This is a genomic window from Gimesia maris (assembly GCF_008298035.1).
GTDB classification, from domain to species: Bacteria; Planctomycetota; Planctomycetia; order Planctomycetales; family Planctomycetaceae; genus Gimesia; species Gimesia maris.
In genome coordinates this window covers 2,915,321-2,937,103 of the sequence record NZ_CP042910.1, presented here as the reverse complement: position 1 = coordinate 2,937,103, position 21,783 = coordinate 2,915,321, and the positions used below count along the sequence as shown (strand labels likewise).

Below are 21,783 nucleotides of genomic sequence, written 5' to 3'. Positions count from 1 at the left end.
CGGCTGACTTTCTAGAATAGTGGGATAGACTTACGAGATGATCCAGACTTTCAGATAATCTCGTGAATCGGCTCTGTATGCTCGACTCCGACCAGCTTCTGATCCAGACCGCCATAAAAGTAGGAGAGCCGGTTGGGATCAAGGCCCATCTGATTCAGAATCGTGGCATGCAGGCGTTTGACATGAAATGGCTTCTCAACTGCTGCGGACCCCAGTTCATCGGTCGCGCCGACAGAGATCCCCCCTTTGATTCCGCCTCCGGCTGTCCACATTGTGAACCCGGCCGAGTTATGATCGCGCCCGGTTCCTTTTGCGTATTCCGCGGTCGGCTGCCTGCCAAATTCACCTCCCCAGACGATGATCGTATCATCAAACAGCCCACGGGCTTTTAAATCCTTGATTAATGCTGCAATGGGCTGATCCGTATTCCCCGCATGAAAACTATGATTCTTTTCAAGGTCGCCGTGTGCATCCCAGTTCGCATCATTATGGTTGCCCCCTGAATAAAGTTGAATGAAACGAACTCCCCGTTCCACCAGCCTGCGTGCCAGTAGACAACGACTGCCGAAATCAGCCGTGCGGGGATTGTTCAGGCCATACATTTCCTGGGTCTGTTGAGTCTCCGCAGCCAGGTCAGCCGCTTCGGGTGCATGTTGCTGCATTTTGAATGCAAGTTCATAGCTGGCTATACGTGCCGCCAGTTCTGAGTTACCGGTCCGGGTCGCCTCATGCTGTTCATTTTCTGCTTTCAAGGCGTCCAGCAATTCCCGCTGCACTGCTCGTGACATGCCTTCCGGTCGACGCAGATCAATCAGAGGCGCGCCTTTCGAACGCATTGTGGTCCCCTGATAAGTCGCCGGCATAAACCCGCTGGACCAGTTTTTGGCTCCACTGATTGGACCTCCTGTCGGATCCAGCATGACCACATAGCCGGGCAAATTCTCGTTCTCAGTTCCCAGGCCATAATTGAGCCACGAACCCAGACTGGGAAAACCGCTCAGAATACGTCCGGAATTCATCATTAACATTGCTGATCCATGGATGGGTGAATCAGCAGTCATTGATTTCAGAAACGCAATGTCGTCCACACAGGTCGCCAGATGCGGAAACAGTTCTGACACCCACTGGCCCGATTCACCATACTGCTTGAACTTCCACTTGGGCCCGACCACGCGGCCTTCATTTTTTTCGCCGCCACGCCCCTTGGTTTTCACAGCGACCGTCTTGCCGTCCAGACCATACAGTTTGGGTTTATGGTCGAACGTATCAACGTGGCTGGGACCACCGTACATAAACAGGAAAATTACACTCTTTGCTTTGGGCTTGAAGTGAGGATCTTTGGGAGCCAGCGGATTCTGAAACTGACTCACCCCGTCGGCAGCCAGCGCCTGTGAGTTCAAAAAGCCATCTGCTGACATCATCCCGGTTAACGCGACTGACGCAAAACCACCGCCGGCTTCCCACAGAAATTCCCGCCTTGTGCGACGACAAAACTGTGCATGTCCGCTCTGCTGATTTACCTGTTGCGATAAGGTCATCGTAGGTCCTCTTCAAGCATAGTGTCTCATAAATCAAGTTTCAGCAACCTGAATCGCTTTTAATCCAGATAGACGAATTCATTCCGATTCAAAATCGTCAGACAGAAATAATCCAGCGCCTGTTTTTCTTTAAGGGAATGCTTTTCCATCAGTCGCTTTATCAGTTGAACGCCGTCATCCACTTCACCGGTATGCGGCGTACGTCCATATGCCAGACGAATTGCCCGTGTGACAAACCGGGGATACTCTGTTCCCGCTTCCTCAATCAGTCGCTCTGCAAACAGTTCCGCCTGTCGGTTGGCAAACTGGCCGTTGATCATTCCCAAAGCCTGGGCCGGCTGCGTAGTGACAAAGCGAACCGCACAACTGCTGTCCGTATCGGCAAAGTCAAAGTTGAAGAGCAGGGGAGTCACCAGTGAGCGTTTTACAAAAATATAAACACTCCGGCGGGCTCTCTCCTCTTCTGATGAATGTCCCCAGCCTTTGCCCGGCTGAGATTGTCCCTGCAAGACTTCCTGAGAGATCAACGGATAAAACCCAGGGCCATACATTTTCAGATTCAGACGGCCATTCACCGCGAGGATGGAATCACGCACCTCTTCTGCACTCAGTCGTCGCATGTTATACCGCCAGAAAAGATCATTGGCCGGATCGACGGCAGCCGCCTGTTCTGAGTACCGGGATGACATCTGATACGTATTCGACATGAGGATCAGCTTATGAAATGCCTTGAATCGCTGTCCTCCTTTGACAAATTCCAGAGCCAGCCAGTCCAGCAGTTCCGGGTGCGTGGGAGGCACGCCCAGTTGTCCGAAGTTATTCGGAGACTGCACGATTCCCCGACCAAAATGATGCTGCCAGATCCGATTGACAATCACCCGCGATGTCAGCATATTGTCACCATCGGCAATCCACTCCGCCAGTACACGACGTCTGCCTGAAGTTTGTTGATTTTTCCCGGGCGCTGGAATTTTTGCCTGGGTATTACCAAACAGTTCCGGAAAGCCCGGTTCTACCTTATCACCGCGTACGTGCGGATTTCCCCGCAACAGGACAAAGGTTTCACGGGGCTCCTTCTGACTCCGCCTGACGCTGAGTGCTGCTTTCCGGGGAGGTAGTTTTTTGCGTTCTGCTTCCAGCTGTTTTAACTCTTCCTTTAATCCCTGATAGGTCTGACTCTGTTCCGGTTCCAGATATTCTGCCAGTTTTTCTTTAAGCAGTTTGCCCCGTTCACGAGTTTCTGATCGTCGCTGATCGACACCGGGCATCTTTTTGATTGCAGCCTCTTCGATCGCATGCATTTTTTTCTTCAGCTCACTTTTCTGCTGATCGTATTCAGCATACTTCGCCGCCAGTTCCGGAGTGGTAATATCCGTCTGGTTAAACGACAGCTGATCTCCACGTGTCCCATAGGAATTCAAACCATGAAAAAACGCCATGAACCGATAATAATCTTCGTGAGGAACAGGATCGATTTTATGTTCGTGGCAGCGGGCGCAGTTTAAAGTCAGCCCCAGAAAGACCTGGCTGGTCGTGGAAACGATATCATCCAGTTCGTTGTAATAACTCAAAAGGGGATCCGCGGGTTCGTCATCCCACAGGCCGAGACGGTAATAACCGGTCGCAATAATCGTGTCATTCGTTACCTGATCCAGTTCATCCCCGGCCAGCTGTTCTTTAATAAACTGACTGTAAGGTTTATCTTCGTTAAAAAATCGGATGACGTAATCGCGAAATCGCCAGGCATTCGGCTTGTCACCATCCCGTTCGAAACTGTTCGTGTCAGCATAACGTACCAGATCCAGCCAGTGACGCGCCCAGCGTTCCCCATACCGGGGGGAAGCCAGCAGGCGATCGACCAGTTTCTCGTACGCATCAGGAGAGGAATCATTTACAAACTGATCGACTTCCTCCGGAGCAGGGGGCAGTCCTGTCAGATCAAAATAGACGCGGCGGATCAAAGCCACGCGATCTGCGGGAGGAGCAGGCGTCAGCCCTTTTGCTTCCAGCCCGGCCAGGATAAAAGCATCAATCGGATTTTTCACCCACTGACTCTGATTGGTTTCGGGGGGACTTTTCCGCTCTGGTGGTTGAAACGCCCAGTGTTTTTTCCATTCCGCACCCTGCTGGATCCAGTTTCTAAGAACCTGAATCTGTTCGGGCTTGAGTCGCTCTCCCTCAGGAGGCATCTGCAAACTGTCGTCTTTGGATGTGATACGCGCAATCAGCTCACTCTGGTCCGGGTGATTCGGTACAACGGCTGTCGCCTCTGATTCCAGCTTCCTGAATGCCAGCTCGCTCTGATCCAGACGTAATCCACCTTCCTGCACATCAGGTCCATGGCAGGAGTAGCAATGTTTCGCCAGTAGGGGTTGAACCTCCTGCGTGAAATCAACGGGTGTTTTTGCCGATTCTTTCAGCGGGATTTTGTTCGATTCAGCGACACTCACCGTGTTCCATGGCAGACCAGCCCACAAAAGCATCCCGCAAACAACTTTAGCAAAGAATCTGAATCTGCAGTGATTGAAGCAAGGCATGCGGATCTGTCTCTCCCGACTGTACAGTCTTCAGTGAAGGAATTAATACATTCCGTAATCTGTCCAGGATCTTATTTTCCTATTGTCGATGATTCACATGACTTATGTCAATTCAACAATAAACAACCCTAACTTATTTCCTGTACTTGTCATGCGGGCATTTATTATATTGAAGAGGATGGCCTCCTTTTTAAACTAGCCTGTCTGCATTTCCCCGGATTGTGTTATAATGTTACCGCCTGTGTTCGGTGATGCGCTTAATGGCAGGCACCTGTTTCTGATCTGAGGAGAATCCGCAGGATGAATCGATTATTTCCTCCATTCTCGGGATTTCAGTTCCCGAAGAATGTCTCAACCAGAATCTTGCTCTGTCTTGGTGTGGTTCTGTTTTATCCCTGTTTCTATCTACTCTCAGGTGAAAAACAGAACAGGCAACCGCTGCTGGCATTCCTCGACCCGCCAGAACAGAAGGAAGTCCCGGATCAGAGTGAATCGGATCAGTCGGTCTCAGAGGAACGCGAAGCGTTAATCCACCGAATATACAGAAACCGGAACCTGCAGACTCAGTTTGATCGGGCAGAGCAGAAATTCCAGAATCGCGAATTCACTGAAGGAGCTTTACAGCTCGAAAAGCTTCTCGATCACCAGGAAGATTACTTCTTCTGGTCCGATGATCAGCCACGCCCGGTGAATTTCCGCGAACGCACCCGTCAATTGTATTCCCAGTTTTCGCCTCGCTCACTGGCAGACTACGAACGTATCTCGGGGCCTCAGGCAAACCAGTTATTGCAGCAGGCAAGGCAGACAAATGATCTGCGACTCTATGAACTGCTGGCATTACGATTTTTTCCCCTGCGAGCAGGCTTTGAAGCCCTGAATTATTTAGCCACCCATTACATGGAACAGGGTAACTTCGATTTCGCTGCACGCTACTGGGACCTGCTACTTGAAAGCCGTCTGCAACAGTCACGGCTGGAACCGGTTCATTTACTGAAAGCCGCTTTAACCTATCAGCAGTCACATCAGCATGAAAAAACCACACAGATTCTGGAAGCATACGGGACAGCAAAAGTCATCGTGTCCGGTAAAACACTCCGGCTGGAACAGGCGCTCCAGATTCTGGATACTTCGCTCACCGGAGCCTCCTCGCAGCAGAGAAGTGACTGGCCCGTTTCACAGGGTAATCCAAAACGCAACCAGTCCGTCGACGCCAGTCTTCCCTATCTGAACCCGGTCTGGAGCCACCCGATTGGATTGACCGACAAAGACCGTCCACTCGAAACCTTACGCAACTGGGAGACCAAACAGTTTCGGGAAAACCTCTCGACTGCGGTGACGAACCAGCCCATCGCCGTGGATGATCTGGTGATTTATCGGGATTTCAAAGGGATTCGTGCGGTCAATCTGGATTCCGGGAAAACAGCCTGGCTGTTTCAGAGTGCCGGCAGCCTCAGCCAGCTGATTGATCAACTGGAAGAACACACACCCTCTCATTCAACCTATTCCCAGAATCTGCCACTGGAAAAGTTTTATAATTATAACTCCATCTATGGTTCCCTCAGCAGCAATGGCCAGTCTGTATTTGCGATCGACTATTTGCCAGATACACTGCCTCCTGCTCAGGTCAACATGGGACTGCGGAAAGCGACGTCTCATTTTTCCCTCGTGTCCCAGAAGGGGAACCGGTTGGTGGCACTTCCTTTGAACAGGAAACCTGCTGCAGACCGCCAGAAGACAGGCGTGACAGCATCACCTGCAGGCAGCGAAACCGCTGAGTTGCAGACAAAACCGACATGGACTATTGAAGGTTACTATTTCCTCGGGGCGCCATTGCCTGTCGGAAATTATATTTACGCCATTGCTGAACATCACAGTCAACTCTCTATTCTGTGTATCAACCCGCAAAACGGAGCGATTCACTGGAAGCAGGGAATTGCATTCGTGAATCAACCGATTTTCACAGATCGTACCCGCGCCTATATGCACTGTCCGCTAACCAGCAGTCAGGGGGTTCTGGTCTGCACAACCCAGATGGATACTCTGGTCGCCATCGATGCGACAAATGGTGATCTCCTCTGGAACTACTATTATGGCGACGGAGAACAGTACCGCCGGATTTCACAGAAACGGTATTACCGCCCTCTCGCTTTTGGGCATCCCGGTCTGTCGAGTGCCCCCTTAATTGATCAGCATCGCGTGTTTTATCTTCCGACAGGCTCCCCCTATATTCATTGTGTCGATTTAAATACCGGTCTCCCGCTCTGGGAAGAAGTTCACCGCGAAGATGCAGAATATGTCGCCGCGGTGGTCGACGAGACAGTACTGATTGTCGGCTCTGACTATTGCCGAGGCCGGCATATCGAAGATGGGAGAGAACTCTGGCATCTGCACGTCGGTCCTGTCACCGGTAAAGGATTTCTGTCACACAAAAACTACCTGCTGCCCATCAAAACGGGGAGCGTACTCAGTATCGATATTCCCACGGGAAAAGAATCTGGCTTTACCCTGAGTAATACCACACAAATCACAGAGATCCTGAACAGAGATTTTAAACAGAAACTGCGTCAGGGTGCGGCATACGCCTATCAGGGCTCTGCGCAGAAATCAAATCATGACCAGTCCAGGCACAGCTGGTATCCCGGAAATATTATTGCCCATCAAGACAAGGTGATCTCACTGGGGCTCTGGCAGATTGATGCTTTTCCTCAGGCAGAAGCCATGCTGACCAGCTTACCTCAGATCGATCACCAGAGTCTGAATTCGCCCCAAAACCAGGGCAACCAACTGCTAAAAGCAGAGCTGGAGCTGGCGCTGGGTAATTTAAACAGTGCGCAACACAGGCTGGAGACTCTGCTCTCCATTCCCACTGCTGCCAATGTCAAATCACGTTCTGAGTCGCTCTTACGGGAATTGCTCTATGCCGAACTGAATCAGTCGACCCAGGATGAATTTCAGATCCTCGCGAAACTCGAACGGCTTGCCACCACCCCGCAGGAACGAGGTCGTTACCTTTCACGCAAATCCCGATATCTGCTGGAGCAGGAAAACTACCAGGCATTGATGGATGTTGCCGAAGAATTTAAGAACATTGATGTCATTCAGCCCCTGGCGATGGCGGGAGACACCGATCACCTGGTCACCACCAAAAGCCTGATCGCGGGACTGATGGAAAAAGTGACCGCGAAAGCAGATCGAGTAGACCGCGAAGCACTGGATGCAAAAATCACCGATGATCAACAGGCCGCATTGAAAGATGGTTCCATTCCCGCATTGCAGGCGTTTCTCGACACCTATGGCAGCTGGTCACAGGCAGTCGCAGTCCGCAGCAGACTGGCAGCCCGACTGACCGAACAGGGACAGATCCAACAGGCAGAATTCCTGCTGATGCTCAACCGCAGTCATCCCGACGGGCAGATTGCAGCCAATGCCACCTGTGAACTTCTGGAACTCTGGCAGGCGGCAGGGCTGCCTCATGAGGCAGCTGCGTTACTCAGTGAACTGGACAACAAATATGCGCAAGTCATACTCGACACCGATATCACGGGAAAGCAGTATGTCAATCGCTTTGATCGCAGTTCTCAGACCTGGAACATCTTTCAGGCCATGCAGCCACTGAAACACGAGGTCTCTCACCTGATCATTCGCCAGAGTGACCTGGGAACACCATCCCCGGAAATCAGAAATACGTATAAAAATTATGAGCGTAAGTTTCTCCCTCCACCGGAAATCTCTCAACTGCTGTTGAAAGCCGGGGGACAGCTGCATGTCATCAACAAACACGCGGGGCTGACGATTGGAAAGATCGAAGTGTCAGACCGCATTTCCTATCCCTATCATTCACAAAATACCCGCGTCGGTCATTTCATTCCACTCGGCAGCAGCCGCAAGATTCATGGAGTCTCGCTGCTGCAACTGAATGAAGATATTTCGTCGCCGCTCTGGACGAAGGAATTCGATGACTTAAACAACTCGCAATCACTGTTTTACGTTGGTCCTTCCGGGCCGCGTGTCTGTGTTTTCCAATGGGATAATCGTCTGTTCGGATTAAATCCAGCTACAGGGAAAGTCTTGTGGGAACGCAGGAATATCCCTTCCAAATCGGGTTTCCTCAGCGATTCCAGCAAGGGGTTGATTGGTGACCAGCAGGCACTGGTTGCGTTTAATATTAATCGTACGAACTACGATGTCTACAGTACCATTACAGGAGAACTGATTCGAAAAGGAGAGCTGGATTTGAACAGTCGGTCCCGCCACGTCTTCGGCCGCAAGCTGTTCTACGAAACGACATCGACCACTGAAAAACGGGTCCGACTCTGGGACCCGCTGACTGATCAGCACCTGCTCGACGAACCAGTTTCCAACACAAGCCTTTCCGCTCAGATTTCTGAAACAGAGCTTGCCGTCCTGCTGCCTCCCAATCGGCTGCGGGTACTCAATGTGGAAACGGGAGAGACCATCATTGAATCGGTAATCCCTGACGAATACCTGAAAAGCCTCAATAAGTTTATCGGCTTCAAAGATCAGGAACGCTACTACTTCAATTTTTCCTACACTTCACCACGCAGGCGATCCCCGCAAAACGATTTTTACGTCAGCGATTCGTTTCTGAATGTGGTGCATGTCGACAATGATTTAATCTGCATCGATGGGAAAACGGGACAGATTCTCTGGAGCCGCAATCTCCCCAAACGTTCCTGGGTTGATACCTCGCAGTACCAGCTTCCGTTTTTGATCTTTATGAGTAAAATCCGGACGGAATCTCGAACCCGCAGCTATTCATTCCTGCTGGAAATCCTGGATGCCAGTACCGGAGATACGATCGGTTTTAAAGACAATATCCTGAAAGATACGATCCTGCAGCTGCAGATTGATCCCCGCTTTCATAAAATCATTCTACAGGGATTGCATAGTGCCATCGAAATCGACTTCAGTGATAAAGCGAAGTCCCTGGATAGTATCTTTGAGAAGCCACTCTGATCGCAGAAAGAAGATTCAGGCTTGAACTCAATCTCAGTTTCGGGGAAGCAGGGAGTCTGAAAAGAGCGGCTGAAGGGAATCGAACCCTCGTCACCAGCTTGGGAAGCTGGGGTAATACCATTATACGACAGCCGCTGAACTCGGAAGAGACAGATTAAACATCACGCTGGTTCGGGTCAAGCAATTCCGAAGGCAGCATGATCAGTATTTCAATTAACTTTTTACCTGCTGGTTTTCACCGGAGCGAATCAGCTCCAGTTGTTTGGCGACCTCAGGGAAGGGGACCTCGTGAGGCAGTTTCTGCGTGGTCGCTGCCAGAGCAGAAGCAACCCCCGCCGCCTCACCCATGGCCACGGCATTCCCGGTCACCCGATAACTGCTGTGAGCGATGAAATCTCCACTGATGCATCTGCCTGCCATCATCAGGCCGGTCACATCCCGGGCAATCAGTGCCCGCAGGGGAATATCGTAAGGCTTGGATTTGAATGGTTTCTTTTCAATGGCTTTCGTTTTACCAGGATTGGTCGAATGCACGTCAATTCCAAATCGAACATGGCAGATACCGTCTTCGAAGCGTGCTCCGTTTTTCAAATCTTCACTGGAAACATGATAACGTCCCATAATTCGGCGTCCTTCACGGGTGCCGATCTGTTCTGCAGTCGCAATGATCTCGAGATTGGTCCAGGGATCACCGAGTTTTTTCAGGCTGTTGACCAGTTTATGCACTTCACGCCGGGCCTGTAAAGTCGCGTCGGTGACATGGGCAGCATCGATGGCCAGCGTCCCGTATTCATGGTTGGCCATCATCGCAAACAGGCCATCCCGAACCCGAAAAATAGTCGGGCCGCCATAAGAAGGGTCAATCCCCGCCCGCTGAAATTCTGCCAGTAGATTCTTCTTCGGGTTCCCCAGTTTGCGGGGTTCTGCATCTCCTCTTACAAACTGAGCAATCCCATCCAGTGTCACCCCTGTGAGCAGAACCATCAGGCTCATCGGCTGAGTCAACCCGGTACCAGGCTGGCCGAACTCGTAAGCACACCCCGCTTGCGCTGCCAGATCACCATCGCCAGAGCAGTCAATAAACGCCTTGGCTCTCCAGGCCTGCCGCCCCGATTTGGATTCGGTCACAACCACCGACAGACGATTATTAATGTCGGTCACCGCACCCACGACGCGTGTGTGCAATTGAATTTTGACGCCCGCTTCCAGCAACAGATCTTCCAGTAACAGCTTGGTTTTTTCGGTATCATAAGCGACCGAACCGTTGGGCAGGGTATTACTGGCGCCGCGTTCTTCCAGCTTCTGTAACAGCTCCCGCATAATGCCCGGCTTATTCTGGGCATCAATGATCAGCGTTAATGCGCCGGCTGTCCAGACACCACCGATACAGCCATTGACTTCCAGCAAGCGGGTTTTCGCACCACTGCGGGCAGAAGCCAGAGCCGCAGCAACCCCGGCAGGACCACCGCCACAGACGATGACTTCATCTTCCTCGACAATCGGAATATTCCGGGCCGCCTCATGAAAGATTTTCCCATCAGGTGAAACCCAGCCACTGGTCCGTACATGCTGCGCAGTTGAATTCCAGACTGACTGACCGCCTCCGTCAAGTAACAGCGTATTTGACGGACGCGTCACACCATCGACCACCGGTTCTTTTGCAGAAGCCGCATTGGCACCGGCTAAAAAAGCAGCCGTACTGCCAGCGAGATACTTACCGAATACGCGACGGTCTATATTTTCGTTGGTCATACCAGACTCCTCTCGATTCATTTTGCAGGAATAGTTTTTGATACGGACTGATTCATTCAGCCATAAATTCGTTTATGAATCTCTGTTACGACATCGTCAATCGGAATTCTGACCTGTTCCAGTGTATCACGATCACGCAGTGTCACACAGTTATCCTGTTCGGTCTCCCCATCCACTGTCAAGCAGAAAGGTGTTCCAATCTCGTCCTGACGACGATATCGGCGACCGATGGCGCCCTGCTGATCGTAAACGGCTTGAATTCCTGCTGATTTCAAGCGCTGGTAAATGGACGAAGCGATTTCCGGCATTCCCGCTTTTTTGATCAACGGAAAAACGGCAGCTTTCACGGGAGCCAGTCGCGGATGGAATCGCATGACTGTTCGCGTCTGCATATTCCCCTTTTCATCGGGTTGTTCATCTTCGTAATAGGCTTCGCAGAGAAATGCCAGCGTCGCGCGGTCTGCACCGGCGGCGGGCTCAATCACATGCGGTATGAATCGCTCGCGGGTCTGATCGTCAAAGTAGGTCAGATCTTTGCCGCTCCCTTTATATTTGGGTTGACCATGTTCGTTCTTCTCTACGACCAGTTGATCTCCTTCACGTACCAGCTTGCCTTCCATATGCGAACGCAGGTCGAAATCACCACGATGGGCAATCCCTTCCAGTTCGCCATATTCATTCTCTTCCATGAAGGGGAAGGCGTACTCAACGTCTGCCGTTCCCACGGAATAATGCGCCAGTTCTTCCTGGGTATGATCGCGCAAAATCAGGTTGTCTTCTGCAATCCCGTGTTTGATGTACCAGGCATAGCGGCGGTCCCGCCAGTACTGGTACCATTCAAATGACTCATCAGGATGACAGAAGAACTCCATTTCCATCTGCTCAAATTCACGCGAACGGAAAATATAATTCCGGGGTGTAATTTCATTTCGGAAACTTTTTCCGATCTGAGCGATCCCGAAAGGCACTTTGACACGCCCGCTGTCGACCACATTTTTAAAGTTCACAAACATCCCCTGTGCGGTTTCCGGCCGCAGGAACGCGGTTCCTTCTTCACCTGAGAGCGCACCGATGATCGTTTTGAACATCAGGTTGAATTCACGAGGCTCAGTCAGTTCGCCACCCGTTTCCGGACAGCGTGCTTCCAGTTTACCGGTCGCGGGGATATTCGCTTCCGCCAGCATTTTCCGGTACTCCATCAGATTACAGACAGAAATCTGGGGAGTTTCACTGGCGTCCAGACTGTTCTCTTTTTCGTATTCCGCAAGCGCTTTTTCCAGACGTTTGCGTTTGGTTTTGGAGAGTCCTTCCTCGCCGATATCTGCCATGTAGGTTTCACAGGCGACCGGAGTCTGATCAGCAGCATAAGCAACGGCCACCGACACATGGTCGACACGAAACCGGGCTTTGGACTCTTTAGAATCGACCATGAAGTCATGAAACAGGTCAAAGTGCCCGGAGCTTTTCCAGACACTGGGGTGCATGATAATGGTCGTTTCGACCCCCGTCATGGAGAACGGTTTGGGAGCCCCTTCCGGAGCCACCAGTTCGTTGTGGGTGGTAATCATGTCAGACCACCAGGCTTCTCTCACATTTCGCTTGAGCTCGACTCCCAGCGGACCATAATCCCAGAACCCCTGCAGACCGCCGTAAATTTCAGACGACTGAAAAATAAACCCGCGCCGTTTACACAACGCTACGATTTTCTCCATCTCTTTTTTCATTGTTCTGGTCTTCCCTTTTGTCTTCAGTAAGACACTCTCGTAAAACGATTTTATGGTTACTTATTTAAGACAGCAGCGATTCAGCCTGCTGAAGATAACATAATTTTTCCCGATTCGTGACAGAACTCAGGAAGTACCGAGTAACGATCACATTCGGAACATAGTCGAACATCCTCTTCAAAGCCACGTTGAATCAGATTTCGTCCCCCCTGACTGGCACGCATCGCTGTCAGCAATCCACCCGGACCGCTGATCTGCGTTCGATAATAGTCGACGACCATTCTGCTTGCATCATCCAGTGTCAGTTTCTCACTGGTAATTTCCTGCAGTCCCGCAGCAATTGCGCCAGCACACAGACAGTCTTCGCCTGTAACAGCTCCATCTGTCCCCGCACAGACCAGGTAAACAACACCCGAACTTTGACTCAATTCTTTCACCACCGCAGCCAGATTCAAAAACGAACCAATCAGAATGCGATCTGCCTGAACCGCACGCTTCAACGCCCGTGTTCCATTACTGGTCGTAAATACGATCTGTTTGCCAGTAACCATATCTGCAGAGTAACGGGCAGGGGAGTTATCCAGATCGAAACCATCAATCATGATTCCCATGCGTTCTCCCCCGAGTAATACCCCTGAATCAGAAGTTTCACTCAGATTACCGGCGATCTCCTGTGCTTCTTCAATTTCCTGACAGGGAATCACGGCAGCGGCCCCGGCATGGAGCGCTGTCGTAATCGTAGAGGAAGCGCGAAGAATATCGAGGATCACGGCAGTGCTCCCCGAAAAGTCTTCCGGTTGTGACAACACAGGCAGTAAGCAGGTTCGAATTTCATCAGGCATGGCTGATCGAGCACATTCTTTCAATGCTTAAGGGAACTCGGGGGCTCAGCGAGCCTTATCTGAAATATCCTTGCGGCACCAGGCGCCATCCCAGCGGACGCATTTGACCGCCTGATACGCTTTCAGTTTTGCCTGGCTGATGCTGTCACCAATCGCCGTTACACCCAGTACTCGACCGCCGTCGGTCACGACCTGATCGTCTTTCATGGTTGTTCCGGCATGAAACACTTTGGTATCAGGCAGTTCAGCCGCTTCACTCAAGCCGCGAATGACTCTCCCTTTTTCATATTCATCAGGATATCCTTCAGACGCCATCACCACGCAAACTGTCGGCCGTTCATCCCACTCCAGGTCGTCAATCTCGTCCAGACGCTCTTCTGCCGCTGCCAGCAGCAGTTGTGCGAGGTCCGTCTTGAGCCGCATCAGGACCGGCTGGGCTTCAGGATCGCCGAAACGGACATTGAATTCCAGTACCTTGGGTCCCTGATTGGTAATCATCAGGCCGGCATAAAGAACACCGTTAAAAGGACGATCTTCAATTTTCATCACATTGACCATGGGCACGAGAATTTTCTCGATAATCTCGTCCATCAGTTCTGGTGTTACCAGGGGAGCAGGGCTGTAGGCCCCCATCCCACCGGTATTAGGTCCTTTGTCATCATCGTAGGCTGCTTTGTGATCCTGAGATGTTTCCAGAGGAACAATCGTCGATCCACTGACGATTGCCAGAATACTGACTTCCTGACCGATCAGCTTTTCTTCAATAATGACGGTTTTCCCTGCATCACCGAACTCGCGAATTTTCATCAGCGATTTGATGGCATCCAGAGCTTCCTGCTTGGTATCGCAGATCAGAACCCCTTTACCAGCAGCCAGGCCATCTGCCTTGATCACCAGAGGCTGTTCTTCGCGTTCTTCCAGGTAAGCTTCCGCAGCTTCAAAATTGTTAAATGTCTCTGATTTGGCTGTGGGAACATTCGCCTTCCACATCATCTGCTTGGCAAATGATTTGCTGCCTTCCAGTTCAGCGGCTGCCTTGGAAGGTCCAAATACTGAGATCCCGGCGGCACGCAGTGCATCTGACATCCCGGCGACCAGAGGCACTTCCGGGCCGACCACCGCCAGTTGGATCGCTTCTTCTTTGGCGAAAGCCACCATCTTCGGAATATCGCTGACACTGATGGCAACATTCGTCCCATCCAGCTGGGTTCCTGCGTTTCCAGGTGCACAAAAGACCTGACTGACACTCTCCGACTGGGCCAGTTTCCAGACCAGCGCGTGTTCGCGGCCTCCCTGACCAATCACTAAAACTTTCATCGTGTACGGTACCTGCTCGTTATCTTCTTCTTAAAATTTCAGGCGAGACAATCTCTCTCACTGACTTGATTCTACTCCCGTGGAGTATATCAGCACTGTTTTGCCCCTAGTAGCATCGCTTCCCGAAATTTGGACTTTGCTGCTAAAAAGCTCGTATATTACTTCTATTTCAGAATAAAACAGGGCCGGTCGGGAATAAAGTTTCTTCAGAAATCACCACTCTTCCGGCAGTACGCGTCCAGCATTGGACGAATCCACCTTCAGATCATATAATGTCCCATTCAATCTGTTTTTTATTGCTCTGCGATCCCCGATGATGCTCTGAACCTCTTTTCCAAGTATCTGTCACAATAGACAGAGACCTCAATAGAGAGAGGAGAGAGACGAAATTACTGTTATCGTATTCCTGAGTAATAGTAATTGACCTAAAGTTATTCTGTTAAAAGACTTTTAACCTTTTTGTTTACTGGAGAATTCAAAGTGTTTGATACTGTCGCCATTATTGGTGCCACCGGTGCCGTCGGGCACATCATGCGGAAACTGCTGGAAGACCGGAACTTCCAGGCGAAACAATTTCGATTTCTGGCCTCAGCGCGTTCCGCAGGCAAAACACTGGAATTCCAAGGCAAAACATACACACTGGAAGAATTGACCAAAGATTCCTTCGCCGGCGTAGAACTGGTCATTGCTTCTACTCCCGATGATGTCGCAGCTGAATTTCTTCCAGCAGCCGTGGAAGCCGGAGCGATTGTTATCGATGAATCAGGTTACTGGCGGATGAAGCCTGAAGTCGCGCTGGTGATTCCGGAAATCAATCCGGAAGCCGCACTTGAAGCGAAAGGCATCATTGCCAGCCCCAACTGCTCCACCACACAGATGGTGATGGCCCTGAAACCACTGCACGATGCTTCCCCTGTTCGCCGCGTAATTGTCAGTACCTACCAGGCAACCAGTGGCGCCGGTGTAGCAGGAACCAGCGACCTGCTGGAAGGTTCTCGTGCCTATCTGGAAGGCAAAGAGCATGATTACCAGGTCTTTGCTCATCCGATCGCGTTCAACGCCATCCCACAGATCGGCAGTGAAAAAGAAGAAGGCTACACCAGCGAAGAAATGAAAATGGTGTACGAAACCCGCAAAATTCTGGGCGATGAATCGATCCAGATCAATCCCACCTGTGTGCGGATTCCTGTTGCCAACTGCCACAGCGAAACCATCACAGTCGAGACCGAACGCCCCATTTCCCCGGAAGAAGCCCGTCAGTTATTCTCTGATTTCCCGGGAATCACTGTCGTCGATGACCTGCAGAACCTGTCCTATCCGCTGCCTTCCACCTGTGATGGCAGTGATGAAGTCTATATCGGCCGAATCCGCCGTGATATTTCTTCTCCGAATGGACTTAGTTTCTGGTGCGTCAGTGATAACCTCCGTAAAGGTGCTGCCACCAACGCTGTTCAAATTGCAGAGTTGCTCGCTAAACACAAAGCCTGTACCTAAGCTGTGTTCGCGTCTTCACTATCGTCACTGCGGGCGGATTACTGCTTGAAGAGTTCCACCCGCCAGTGCCTTTTTTCAAAGATTACCTCGTAAAGGCTACGCAATGTCTGCATTTCATTACCAGAATGATGAACTGTTTTGTGAAAATGTCCCCGTCGCTCAACTGGCAGAAGAGTTTGGCACCCCTCTGTGGGTTTATTCCAAATCAGACTTTCTGGGTCGTTTGAAAGAGATTCAGGACGCCTTTGCGGAAGTCGATCCGGTCATCTGTTATTCCGTCAAAGCCAACGGGAACTTGAGTATTCTCAAGACTATGAATGACGCTGGCAGCAGTTTCGATGTCGTTTCCGGGGGAGAACTGTTCCGGGTACAGCAGGCCGGCGCCGATACCTCACGCGTCGTCTTTGCGGGTGTCGGTAAAACCGATGAAGAAATCCGCCAGGCACTCAAAGCAGACATTCTGATGTTCGACGTCGAGAGTGAAGCCGAACTTGACGCCATCGCGCGCATCGCCGGTGAATTAAACTGTGTGGGACGCGTCGCTTTGCGTCTGAATCCGGATATCGACGCCAAAACACATCACAAAACCACAACCGGTAAAAAAGGCAACAAGTTCGGCATGGATATCGAACGGGCCACCGAACTGGCCGACAAAGTGCTCAAAGACGAACACCTGGAACTGACGGGCATTCATATGCACCTCGGTTCTCCTATTCTGTCGACCGATCCCTATGCGAAAGCAGTCAAAAAAGGGGCTGAAGTCATCTCCCAACTGCGGGAGAAAGGCCATAATACCAACTGGCTCAACCTGGGTGGCGGTTTCGGGATCAGCTACAAAACCGATGAAGGTCCTTCAGCTCAAACTTATGCAGATGTCATTGTCCCCACCATTAAAGAAATTGGCTGTCGGCTGGCGTTGGAACCGGGCCGCTTCATTGCCGGGAACTCAGGCGTGTTGATCAGCCAGATCGTCTTCACCAAGCGGGAAGGGGGCAAGCTGTTCTACATTCAGGATGGTGGTATGACCGATCTCGTCCGCCCTGCCATGTACGATTCTTACCATCGTGTCTGGCCGGTCAAACCAAAGGTCCCCATGCCTTTCGACTGTGAAGGTGAAATTGAAGGCTGTGAACCGGCTGATGTTGTTGGCCCGGTCTGCGAATCCTGTGATTACTTTGCCAAAGACCGCTATCTGCCTCCCATGCAGCGGGGAGACTATCTCTGCATGTTCAGCGCAGGCGCATATGGTTCAGTCATGAGCAGCAATTACAACGCGCGTCCCCGCAGTGCAGAAATTCTGGTTGACGGCAGCGAGAATCAGGTCATTCGTCGGCGGGAAACCTATGAAGAACTGATCGCACTGGAACAGACCTGATATCAATACCGACATACAGATTAGTCTCTCGTGTATGTTCAGAAGATCAGTTTTCCGGGGTACGGTTATAACAGTTAATAAGTTCGTGCGCTCTGTAATACATTCGGTACAGCAAAGATACGTGCATCCGCTTTCTTCGATTACACCGTTATCGCCGTCAGAAACGATAATAATAGATACAGAAGCTTCTACACTGAATATGTCTATTTGAATACATAGCACCTGATTTCTGTGAAGACTTGAACCGAAACAATTGAATTCTGTTGTTTTGGGTAAGGTGATAAGAATAGTATATAATTTCTGTAACTGTGTATTCTCATCAGAGATATTCAATCTGCCAGCCAGACAGCACCGGAAACGGGTCTGTTCGCCGGCAGCCCCATGAATAGCCGACAACCATGACGACACGGAGTCGACTGAATGTCTTTTAATAATCGGATCCTGGCAGCATTTGCTCTGGTCATTTCCTGTACCCTGAGTACGTCCCCCCACGTCTGGTCACAGGATGAAATTCCTCCGCAATTTCAGAAGCCGGCAACGATTTCTAACCTGTCTCCCGACGAATTACTGCTGTCGAAACCCGAAACACCCGCACAGCTGCTGCAGGCTGTCATACAGTTGACCGGACTCGGACACGCGGCTTCAGCCAAACCCTATCTGGATCAACTGCTGAAAGCCAACCCCGACCAGGAAACCCTGTTGAAACTCCGAGATGAACATGGTCCCGCAGCCTTTCTTTCACTCGCAAACAACAAAGCATTGCAGCCGGAATCTGTCACTTTGTTGAATCAGATGGAAGCAGCCTTCCGAGCTTTCGCCACTGACCCTGCGCGAATTAACGGGTTAATCAATGATCTGTCTGGAACTCCCACAGATCGTAACATTTCGATCATCCAGCTCAAATCTGCCGGATCAATCGTGGCACCTCCCATATTGAAACAGTTGAGTCAGAGTGAGGATCCAACCAGAAATGACGAACTGGCCTTCGCTTTGTCACAACTTGGAAAACCGGTAGTCGAACCGCTGATCGCTGCTTTACGCGCCCCGGAGAATCGAATCCGCAAGATCGCTGCTGAAGTTTTGGGAGACATTGCCGATCCTTCTGCTGCCCTCTATCTCTGGAATCCGGCTTTTTCAGAGAGCCAGGAACAGAGTGTACAAATCGCTGCCCGCCAGGCACTCTCAAAAATTCTCGGAAAAGATCCCCGAAATGTATATGAACTCAACCGTCACAAAGCACAGCAGGTTTTAAAAAATGCGGCTTTGCAGTTTTACAAAAATCACGTTGATGCAGCAGAAAAGCAGAAAATCTGGGTCTGGGACAGCACACAACAGACGGTCGTACAGAAAGAACTGGCTTCACAGGAAGTCGGCCTGATTGAAGGCCTGCGCCTGGCTAAAGAAGCTCTGGAGATGTCACCAGACAAACAGGACGTGCAGACTCTTTATCTGTCAATGGTACTCGCCTTGGAAGCCTATCAGGTCGGCTGGAATCATCCACTGCCTGAAGGTCCCGGCACGGCTTTTAACCTGGCATTACTCTCCGGTCCCAAAGCAGTCAGCCAGGTTCTGGCTCTGGCAATGAAGCAGGGGCATACCCCCAGTGCACTGGCAGCCTTGAAAGCATTGGGACAGATTGGATCCCGCAACCTGCTGTATGAGAAACTCGATCAGCACTCCTCCGTGATTGCCGCTTTGAATTATCCTGACCGCCGCGTACAGTTCGCTGCAGCAACCACGATTATGCAACTCGATCCTGCAAACACGTTTCCAGGGGCAACGCGCGTCATCGCCATCCTGACCCGTGCCCTGGGGGGGGCAGGAAAACAGTCGGCCATTGTTGTCGACAGCAGCATTCCTCGAGGACAGACCATGGCGGGGCTGTTTAATGAACTCGGGTATGAAACAGAGTATACTCAGACCGGGATGGCAGGCTTTAAAGATGCCACCCAGCGCATGGATGTCGAATTCATTGCTCTCGAACATAATATCATGCGTTGGGGACTTTCACAGACGATTGCCAATCTCAGGGCTGATTCCCGTACGGCTAACATCCCCATTATCATCTATGGTCCACTGCGTCTTAAAAATAAAATTGAATATGTAACACGACATTATCCCCTGGTGCAATATGTCGTGGAATCAGAGAACACTGAAGATATCGCCACACAGGTTAAACCATTTCTTAACAGCCTGAAAACCCCCGAATTGACCGGCGAACTCCGTTCAGAATATCGGGCTGCTGCTCTCTACTGGCTCTCGCATATCGCATCCAGCCAGCGAGGAAAAATTTACGATCTGACGCCGGCGGAAAAGCCTCTACTGCAACTGGTCTCCGACCGGTCTCTGGCTTCAAATGCCCTGATCACACTAGGCGGAATTCCCACTCGAACGGCTCAGGCCGATCTGGTGACGATTGTTACCAATAAAACGATGGATAATGACATCAAAGAAATCGCCGCCCTGCAACTGGCATTTCATATTCAGAAATTCGGGCTGCTCGTTGATTCCAAAGAAGTCGCATCGATCCGCGAAGCCTACCAGGCCGCCACCGAGCCCCGCCTGAATACGGCGCTGGCATCCGTAATGGGAACGCTGATGCCTGATAATAAAGTGGTTGGCGAACGACTGCAGGAATTCAAACCTGCCACTCCACTTCCATGAAACTGCTCCCGCTGAGAAAAAAGCTTCGAAGATTTCAGAAACCTTCGAAGCTTTCATCATTCAGCCTGTTTCTTTTCAACCAGGGCGCATCACATTGAAACGCAGCGTCTCTCCATCTGATTTACCCGGTCAAACAGCCTTGGAAACGCGACAGTAAAACGGGATCTCGTCTACTTCGCGTTGGCTGCCGTTTTCTTTCGCAAGAGTGATCGCAGCGGTTCTTCCAGATCTTTTGCATCTGACGTTACCAGTTCCGTTACTCCTGTATGATCCACCAGCATCAGCATAGGCACAGTCCGCACACCGTAAAATACAGCTGCCGGATTGTTCCAGCCACGCTTGTCGCGGGAAGAATAAAAGATCTGCCGCCAGTCCAGAGGTGTCTTTTCCTGAAAGGCATCAATGGCAGGTTCTTCCAGATCCAGGTTCACGCCGACAATTTCAAAACCGTATTTTCGGTACTTTTGTGATAATGCCTGAATTTCAGGTAGCTGTTCAATAAAGGGTCGTGCAGTCGTTGCCCAGAACACGACCAGTACCACACTCCCTTTATAATCATCAATCGAAACGAAACCACCCTCGATCGTTTCTCCAGCTAACTGCAGCGGATGCCCTTTCAACTTCAGCCGGCGTGACAATCCGAGAACCTGAGCGGTCTCATTACTTCTGGGAAACCGCGACTCCAGGTCGAGACAGCAATCCAGTGCCTGTTTATTCAAGCCATAAAGCTGGCTGGTTTCTGCCGCTGCCTGCAAAAGCTGGGGAGCACGAACCGTTTCCTGGGGAAACCGTGAGGCAAACAGTCGTGACTGCTTGACGAACTCTTCAATCCAGCGGGGGTCCTGTTTCGCAAAACGTTGTGCACTCGTATTGGCAAACTTGGCGACTGTAAAACCTGCGTCGGCAGCAGACTGCGATTTAGGATCACGTTTAAACAGGGACTCAGAATGATCGTACAATGCGTCGATACTTTCCTGATCACCCTGTAATGCCTGTTGCAGGTGGGCTTCCAGCAGATGATTAATACAGACAGCGAACAGACGCTGCTTTTCCTTGTCAGCGTGTGTCTGTTTGACCGCTTCCATTGCCAGTTGAATGATCTTTCTATTTCGTTCTGAGCGGGCAGTTCTCAGCTCTTCTACATTCTCGGTTTTGGGAATGGCCTGAACTTTCAGCCGGGTAATCTCCCGCACATTCCATTCGGCAGTCCCTTCTTTTAATTCCTGAATTTTCACTTCTTCATCCGCCAGGGAAGGCTCATCCCCATCCACATCATCCAGGTCGCGCTGCTCGCGTTCCAGGCTGGCAGTCTGCACCATATTAGGTGTTAATGCAGGACCAGATCCTGTCTGGGAAACCTGGGTGATCGAAGCCTTGGGCACAGCCTGTAACTGAGGATCCGCAGGGGCGCCATCCAGCTTACCGTCTGTGAGATTTCCAGCAGCCTGAGGTGCAGCCGAATCTCCGTCGCCACAACCGAACTGAGTGATTAACAGCAAACCTGCTGCGATCGAAAGGATTTGATGTCGATGCCTCATCGTTTATTGCTCTCCTTCCTTTGAG

Annotated in this window: 11 protein-coding genes and 1 tRNA gene; 4 read left to right on the top strand and 8 right to left on the bottom strand. The window is 51.0% G+C overall.

From position 1 onward, the window contains the following. Window positions 1–50 precede the first annotated feature (50 nt). Both GmarT_RS10970 and GmarT_RS10965 read right to left on the bottom strand, forming a co-directional pair. Entirely contained in the window at window positions 51–1,538 is a 1,488-nt protein-coding gene (locus GmarT_RS10970) for a DUF1501 domain-containing protein (protein WP_002648849.1), read from the bottom strand. Between the two features lie 59 nt (window positions 1,539–1,597). Beyond that, entirely contained in the window at window positions 1,598–4,021 is a 2,424-nt protein-coding gene (locus GmarT_RS10965; RefSeq protein ID WP_052301282.1) for a PSD1 and planctomycete cytochrome C domain-containing protein, read from the bottom strand. A 354-nt stretch (window positions 4,022–4,375) separates the two neighbouring features. Here GmarT_RS10965 and GmarT_RS10960 point away from each other — a divergent pair, with 354 nt between their 5' ends. Continuing rightward, window positions 4,376–9,052 (top strand): PQQ-binding-like beta-propeller repeat protein, encoded by a 4,677-nt coding sequence (locus GmarT_RS10960; RefSeq protein ID WP_002648851.1) that lies wholly within the window; start codon window positions 4,376–4,378, stop codon window positions 9,050–9,052. A gap of 64 nt (window positions 9,053–9,116) precedes the next feature. Here GmarT_RS10960 and GmarT_RS10955 read toward each other — a convergent pair. The 5 genes from GmarT_RS10955 to purD form a co-directional block, all read right to left on the bottom strand. Further along, window positions 9,117–9,187, bottom strand: a tRNA-Gly gene (locus GmarT_RS10955). Between the two features lie 78 nt (window positions 9,188–9,265). After that, window positions 9,266–10,804: an FAD-dependent oxidoreductase gene (locus GmarT_RS10950; protein ID WP_002648852.1), complete on the bottom strand. Its 1,539-nt coding sequence runs from the start codon at window positions 10,802–10,804 to the stop codon at window positions 9,266–9,268. 56 nt (window positions 10,805–10,860) lie between these two features. Next, complete coding sequence (locus GmarT_RS10945; protein ID WP_002648853.1) at window positions 10,861–12,528, bottom strand: glycine--tRNA ligase; 1,668 nt, start codon at window positions 12,526–12,528, stop codon at window positions 10,861–10,863. A gap of 80 nt (window positions 12,529–12,608) precedes the next feature. Further along, window positions 12,609–13,370 carry a 2-phosphosulfolactate phosphatase gene (locus GmarT_RS10940; RefSeq protein WP_002648854.1) on the bottom strand — a complete coding sequence of 254 codons (762 nt, stop codon included), beginning with the start codon at window positions 13,368–13,370 and terminating at the stop codon, window positions 12,609–12,611. A 45-nt stretch (window positions 13,371–13,415) separates the two neighbouring features. After that, window positions 13,416–14,687, bottom strand: coding sequence for a phosphoribosylamine--glycine ligase (gene purD, locus GmarT_RS10935; RefSeq protein WP_002648855.1), 1,272 nt, complete (start codon window positions 14,685–14,687; stop codon window positions 13,416–13,418). A gap of 480 nt (window positions 14,688–15,167) precedes the next feature. Here purD and GmarT_RS10930 point away from each other — a divergent pair, with 480 nt between their 5' ends. The 3 genes from GmarT_RS10930 (at window position 15,168) to GmarT_RS10920 (ending at window position 20,220) form a co-directional block, all read left to right on the top strand. Then, window positions 15,168–16,181 (top strand): aspartate-semialdehyde dehydrogenase, encoded by a 1,014-nt coding sequence (locus GmarT_RS10930; RefSeq protein ID WP_002648856.1) that lies wholly within the window; start codon window positions 15,168–15,170, stop codon window positions 16,179–16,181. A 103-nt stretch (window positions 16,182–16,284) separates the two neighbouring features. Continuing rightward, complete coding sequence (gene lysA / locus GmarT_RS10925; RefSeq protein ID WP_002648857.1) at window positions 16,285–17,556, top strand: diaminopimelate decarboxylase; 1,272 nt, start codon at window positions 16,285–16,287, stop codon at window positions 17,554–17,556. A gap of 420 nt (window positions 17,557–17,976) precedes the next feature. Then, the gene (locus tag GmarT_RS10920) at window positions 17,977–20,220 is read left to right on the top strand and encodes a HEAT repeat domain-containing protein (RefSeq protein WP_002648858.1); all 2,244 of its coding nucleotides are present in this window, start codon (window positions 17,977–17,979) and stop codon (window positions 20,218–20,220) included. A 170-nt stretch (window positions 20,221–20,390) separates the two neighbouring features. On the opposite strand, the gene GmarT_RS10915 is transcribed toward GmarT_RS10920, so the two are convergent. Then, window positions 20,391–21,758: a TlpA disulfide reductase family protein gene (locus GmarT_RS10915; protein WP_002648859.1), complete on the bottom strand. Its 1,368-nt coding sequence runs from the start codon at window positions 21,756–21,758 to the stop codon at window positions 20,391–20,393. Window positions 21,759–21,783: the final 25 nt, after the last annotated feature.